We start from the raw sequence: 4,735 nt of genomic DNA on the forward strand, positions 1-4,735 counted from the left end.
CCATCGCGCGAGGTCGAGGAGAACTGGGGTGAAATTGAAGAACTCATAGGGGTGAAGGGAGAATGATAGGACTCTACTGGCAGGTGAACATACTCATCGTCCTCATCGAGCTTGCCCTGGCCCTGCTTCTCCTCCGGAACTATCTCGGGATGAAGGACACCCGGCTGGGGAAGAGGCTCTTTGGAATAGCCCTCGTCTTCGTGGCCCAGAGCGTTCTGGCGATAGCCTTCTACATCCACTGGGCGGAGATGGGCTACGGAAAGGCTGTGGCCGGGCCACTGCTCCTGCTCTCGCTCAGCGGTCTGCTCGGGGTTGGCCTGCTGTACTCGATATCGAGGATGTGATGACATGAAAAAGCTTGCTTTCGCGCTCCTCATACTCCTCATTCTGGCCCTCGGCACCTACTGGGGCTGGAGCGGTGAAAAAGGGAGCTCTGAAAAAAGTAGTGCAACCCTTGAGGAGAAGGGGACGAACGAAAAAACCATCAGCGGGCCGGTGATCGCTATTACAGGCCTCGTGGAGAGGCCCTACAACATCACACTGAGCGAGCTCAGGGAGATGTCCTCTCGAAAGGTTCATGCGGTTCTCTACTGTGTCAGCGCACCCAACAAACCCCTAAAGAACGGAACCTGGGTGGGGGTTCCCCTCAAGTACCTCCTCCAGCGGGCAGGCATAAAGAAAAACGCTGTAAAGGTTGCCCTCTACGCGAGCGACGGCTACACGACCGACCTTCGCGTTAAGGACGTCCTTGCGGACGGGGATATAATAGTCGCCTACGAGTTCAACGGGAAGCCCATAGAGCCGAGGCTCATCGTCCCGGGCAGGTGGGGCTACAAGTGGATAAAGCATCTGACAAAGATAGAGCTCGTTGACTACGACTTCAAGGGCAGGTGGGAGAGTGCAGGTTATCCGGACGATGCCTACATCGAGAACGAAGCCAACCCGTGGAGGTGAACCCTTGAAGTCAAAAACAGCGCTCAAAATCGTGGAGTGGACTTCCCTCCCGCTCCTCCTTTTTGTTGTCCTCTACTTCGTGAGCGGCTACGCCCTAACGAGCGAGACCGCAAGGCAAGCCTCAATAATAATGAACTTTTCCCGGGCCCAGTTAATACACCTCGGGAGGGCGACGAGGCTAACTCTTCTAACGCTGTTCCTGCTCCACTCCTACGCCGGGACTGAGCTGTTAGCCGGCAAGCTGAAGGCCCGGGGGAGGACTCTGCTGGGAGCAGCGGTGGACTACACGGCCACAGCTTTTCTGCTCTACGTCCTCTGGGTCGTCCTCAACGCCGAGCTGAGGGGATGAACAAAGGAGAAGAGGTCAGAAGTTGAAGTTTATGTCCTTCATGAGCTGGTCGTAGAACTCCTCCTTGTAGAGTTCAGGATAGCGGACTATGTAGTCGTACTGCCTCTTAAGGATGGCGTAGTGGTTTGACTCCATATCTGCCAGCATCTCAAGGATTGCCCTCGTCTTCTCGTTGGCTGCATAGGAAGCCAGCTCCCTGTAGAGCTTTTCGCTGACCTTCTCCGCCTCCATGGCTATCTCGTATATCTCGTCGAGGTTCAAGTCAGGCCTCTTTATCGCCTCGGTCATCCTGTCGTCTATGACCTTGAACTCGCCCATTGCCTTGAGCTCGACCTTCCTTGGCTCGCCTTCGGTCTTGAACTGCTCTGCCATCCTCTCGATTATCTCGCGGTGCTTGTCCTCCTCCTTAGCCAGAAGGAGGAGCTCGTTTCTTATCATGTCGCTACTGGTAAGCGATGCCATCCTTTCGTAGGCCTCCTTGGCCTTTATCTCAGAGTTCCTCGCTATCTCAAAAACCTCCCTGTCGGTAACTTCCATCAAAACCACCTCGAACTTACTTCTCCTTTCACACATATTAACCTTTTGGGCTATAATTGGGTACCCATACTCTTCGCTGGGAAAATTATATAAGGTCGCTTAACGAACCGACTTTGATAAACATCAAAACTTACAGGAGTTGATAGCGTGATGGAGTTTAGGGACGAGGTCTCCATAGTTCTCGGCGGAGCGGCCGGACAGGGCATCCAGACGGTTGAGGAGATACTAACGCACGCCCTTAAGAGGTCCGGCTACCACGTCTACGCAAACAAGGAGTACATGTCCCGTGTCAGGGGCGGAATAAACACGACCGAGATAAGGGTCTCGTCCAGGCGCGTCAGGACCTTCGTGAAAAGGATAGACATCCTCGTGCCCTTCAAGCGGGGCGTTCTCAGCTGGGTGAAGGACAGGCTGAGCGAAAGCACCGTCGTTCTGGGGGAGAAGGAAAACGTCGAGGAGGGCTTTCTTGGAAAAGTCAACCTTGTCGAGGTTCCGCTCACGAAGATGGCAATGGAAGTGGGTAGTCAGCTCTACATCAACACGACCTCAGCCGGTTTAATAGTCGGCCTTTTCCACGGCGACTTCAAGGCCGTTGAGGACTACATAGGGAAGCGCTTCGGGAGCAAGGGCGAGAACGTTGTGATGAAAAACATCGAAGCTGCGAGGAAGGGCTACGAGCTCGGTATCAAGCTCTGCGAGGAGGGATCCATCAGAGTCGAAATAGAGAAGAACAGGGGGGTTAAGGACGAGGTTCTCCTAACCGGAACTGAGGCGGTTGGAATGGGCGCTTTGGCCGGAGGGATGGCCTTCCTGAGCTTCTATCCGATGAGCCCGTCAACCGGCGTCTCCACCTTCGTGGCCCAGCATGCTGAAGGGTTCGGGATAATCGTCGAGCAGGTTGAGGACGAGATTTCGGCGATAAACATGGCCCTTGGAGCGTGGTTCGCGGGAGCGAGGGCGATGGTGAGCACTTCCGGTGGTGGCTTCGCGCTCATGAGCGAAGCTTTGAGTTTGGCCGGAATGGCCGAGAATCCAGTTGTAATACACCTCGCCCAGAGGCCCGGGCCTGCAACCGGTTTACCCACGAGAACTATGCAGGGCGACTTAAATCTCGTCCTCCACGCGGGTCACGGCGACTTTCCGAGGATAATCTTGGCTCCAGGAAGCCTTGGGGAGGCATTCTACCTCACAGCTGAGGCCTTCAACTTAGCTGATAAATACCAGGTGCCTGTAATAATCCTGACAGACCAGTACTTCGTTGACACCTACTACAACCTTCCCGCGCCCGATGTGAAAAATGTGAAGTTTGAGCGCCACATAGTCGAAGCGAAGCCGGGCTATAAGAGGTACGAGCTCACCGAGGACGGAATCTCGCCGAGGGCTGTTCCAAGCTACGGCGATGATGTTGTGATAGCCAACGGAAACGAGCACGACGAGTGGGGCGACATAACGGAAGATGCAGAGCTCACGATAAAGATGCAGGAGAAGAGAGCCCTCAGAAAGCTTGAGACGATAAAGAGGGACGCTCCGCTTCCAAAGCTTATCGGAAATGAGAACTCCGAATACCTCGTGGTCAGCTGGGGCTCGACCTTCCACGTCGTCGAGGAGACCATTGAGAAGCTCGGGAGCGAGAATGTGACCCACCTGCACTTCAGCTGGGTCTACCCGCTCAATCCAGAGGCGAAGAAGTTCTTCGAGGGGAAGAAGGTGATAGTGGTGGAGAACAACATAACCGGGCAGTTCGCGGATTTACTGTGGAAGGAGCTCGGAGTTAAGGCCGACCACAGGGTTCTGAAGTATGATGGGAGGCCCTTCTCGGTTGAAGAAGTTCTGGATGCCCTCAGGGAGGTGGTAGAATGAACGTCCAGCTTCCCATCGGAAGGGAACTCTTTGAGCCGAGAAGACCTGGGAGCAAGGACATAGCTTGGTGCCCGGGCTGTGGCAACTTCGGCATAAGGAACATACTCATCTCGGCTTTAGCCGAACTCGGATTAAAGCCCAACGAAGTCGCAATAATCAGCGGAATTGGGCAGGCGGCAAAGATGCCCCACTACATCAACGCCAACGGCTACCACACGCTCCACGGCAGGGCGATACCGATAGCTACGGGAGTTAAGGCGGCAAACCCGGAACTGACTGTGATAGCGGAAGGCGGAGACGGCGACATGTACGCTGAAGGTGGAAACCACATGCTCCACGCGATAAGGAGGAACCCGGACATAACGGTTCTCATCCACGACAACCAGATATACGGTCTGACAAAGGGACAGGCGTCACCGACGACGATGGTAGGAATGAAAACACCAACCCAGCCATGGGGCGTCTTTGAGAAACCTTTCAACCCGATCGCATTAGCCGTCGCTTTAGATGCCTCCTTCGTGGCGAGAACTTTCATGGGATACTTCAAGGAGAGCGTCGAGATACTCAAGAAGGCGATAAGACATAAGGGCCTCGCAATCGTTGACATCCTGCACCCGTGTGTGAGCTTCAACAGGATTAACACCTACGCCTGGTACAGGGAGCACACCTACTGGATGGAGGACGGGCCCTTCGACAGGGAAACCGCCTTCAGGAAGGCGATTGAGACCGACCCGCTTCCGCTCGGGATATTCTACATCAACGAGAAGCCGGCTTTCGAGGAGCAGGTTCCCGCTTACAGAAAGGACAGAACCCCACTCTGGAAGAGGAAGCCGAAGCTTGAGCTTGTTGAGAAGTTCTTCGAGGGGAAGAGGGGTTAGGCCTCCCTTTTTATTCACAACCACATCCTTCAGTCGGATTCGGGAGCCAAGGGGGTTGAGAACATTACAAAGGGACTTGGCTGGAGTACGGTGACAATGCCCTTCGATCCGGCCTACGCAAGCTCCCTTGACAACCCCCTGAGGAGAAAGGCTCTTC

Annotated in this window: 6 protein-coding genes; 5 read left to right on the forward strand and 1 reads right to left on the reverse strand. The window is 54.7% G+C overall.

All coding sequences use genetic code 11. The features are described 5' to 3' along the window. Positions 1-62 precede the first annotated feature (62 nt). Genes MVD07_RS09355 through MVD07_RS09365 form a run of 3 tightly spaced genes read left to right on the forward strand, consistent with a single transcriptional unit; the run spans position 63 to position 1,303 of the window. Positions 63-344 (forward strand): hypothetical protein, encoded by a 282-nt coding sequence (locus MVD07_RS09355; protein ID WP_297501275.1) that lies wholly within the window; start codon positions 63-65, stop codon positions 342-344. A 4-nt stretch (positions 345-348) separates the two neighbouring features. Then, positions 349-954, forward strand: a complete 606-nt coding sequence (locus MVD07_RS09360) for a molybdopterin-dependent oxidoreductase (protein ID WP_297501277.1) — start codon at positions 349-351, stop codon at positions 952-954. 4 nt (positions 955-958) lie between these two features. Then, entirely contained in the window at positions 959-1,303 is a 345-nt protein-coding gene (locus MVD07_RS09365; protein ID WP_297501279.1) for a hypothetical protein, read from the forward strand. 15 nt (positions 1,304-1,318) lie between these two features. Here the strand turns inward: MVD07_RS09365 and MVD07_RS09370 are convergent, their stop codons facing one another. Further along, positions 1,319-1,840, reverse strand: a complete 522-nt coding sequence (locus MVD07_RS09370) for a ferritin family protein (protein ID WP_297501282.1) — start codon at positions 1,838-1,840, stop codon at positions 1,319-1,321. A gap of 147 nt (positions 1,841-1,987) precedes the next feature. Between MVD07_RS09370 and MVD07_RS09375 the strand changes: the two genes are divergently transcribed. Beyond that, positions 1,988-3,700: a 2-oxoacid:acceptor oxidoreductase subunit alpha gene (locus tag MVD07_RS09375; RefSeq protein WP_297501285.1), complete on the forward strand. Its 1,713-nt coding sequence runs from the start codon at positions 1,988-1,990 to the stop codon at positions 3,698-3,700. Further along, positions 3,697-4,578 (forward strand): thiamine pyrophosphate-dependent enzyme, encoded by an 882-nt coding sequence (locus tag MVD07_RS09380; RefSeq protein ID WP_297501287.1) that lies wholly within the window; start codon positions 3,697-3,699, stop codon positions 4,576-4,578. Before MVD07_RS09375 ends, MVD07_RS09380 begins: the two co-directional genes overlap by 4 nt. The last annotated feature ends 157 nt before the right edge of the window (positions 4,579-4,735 follow it).

The sequence above is a fragment of the Thermococcus sp. genome (genome assembly GCF_027008145.1).
Taxonomy (GTDB): Archaea; Methanobacteriota_B; Thermococci; order Thermococcales; family Thermococcaceae; genus Thermococcus.

Bases quoted from the DNA above. Each gene is read 5' to 3' on its own strand.
- MVD07_RS09355 (WP_297501275.1), top strand. From the start codon at position 63: ATGATAGGACTCTACTGGCAGGTGAACATACTCATCGTCCTCATCGAG.
- MVD07_RS09360 (WP_297501277.1), top strand. From the start codon at position 349: ATGAAAAAGCTTGCTTTCGCGCTCCTCATACTCCTCATTCTGGCCCTC.
- MVD07_RS09370 (WP_297501282.1), bottom strand. From the start codon at position 1,840: ATGGAAGTTACCGACAGGGAGGTTTTTGAGATAGCGAGGAACTCTGAG.
- MVD07_RS09380 (WP_297501287.1), top strand. From the start codon at position 3,697: ATGAACGTCCAGCTTCCCATCGGAAGGGAACTCTTTGAGCCGAGAAGA.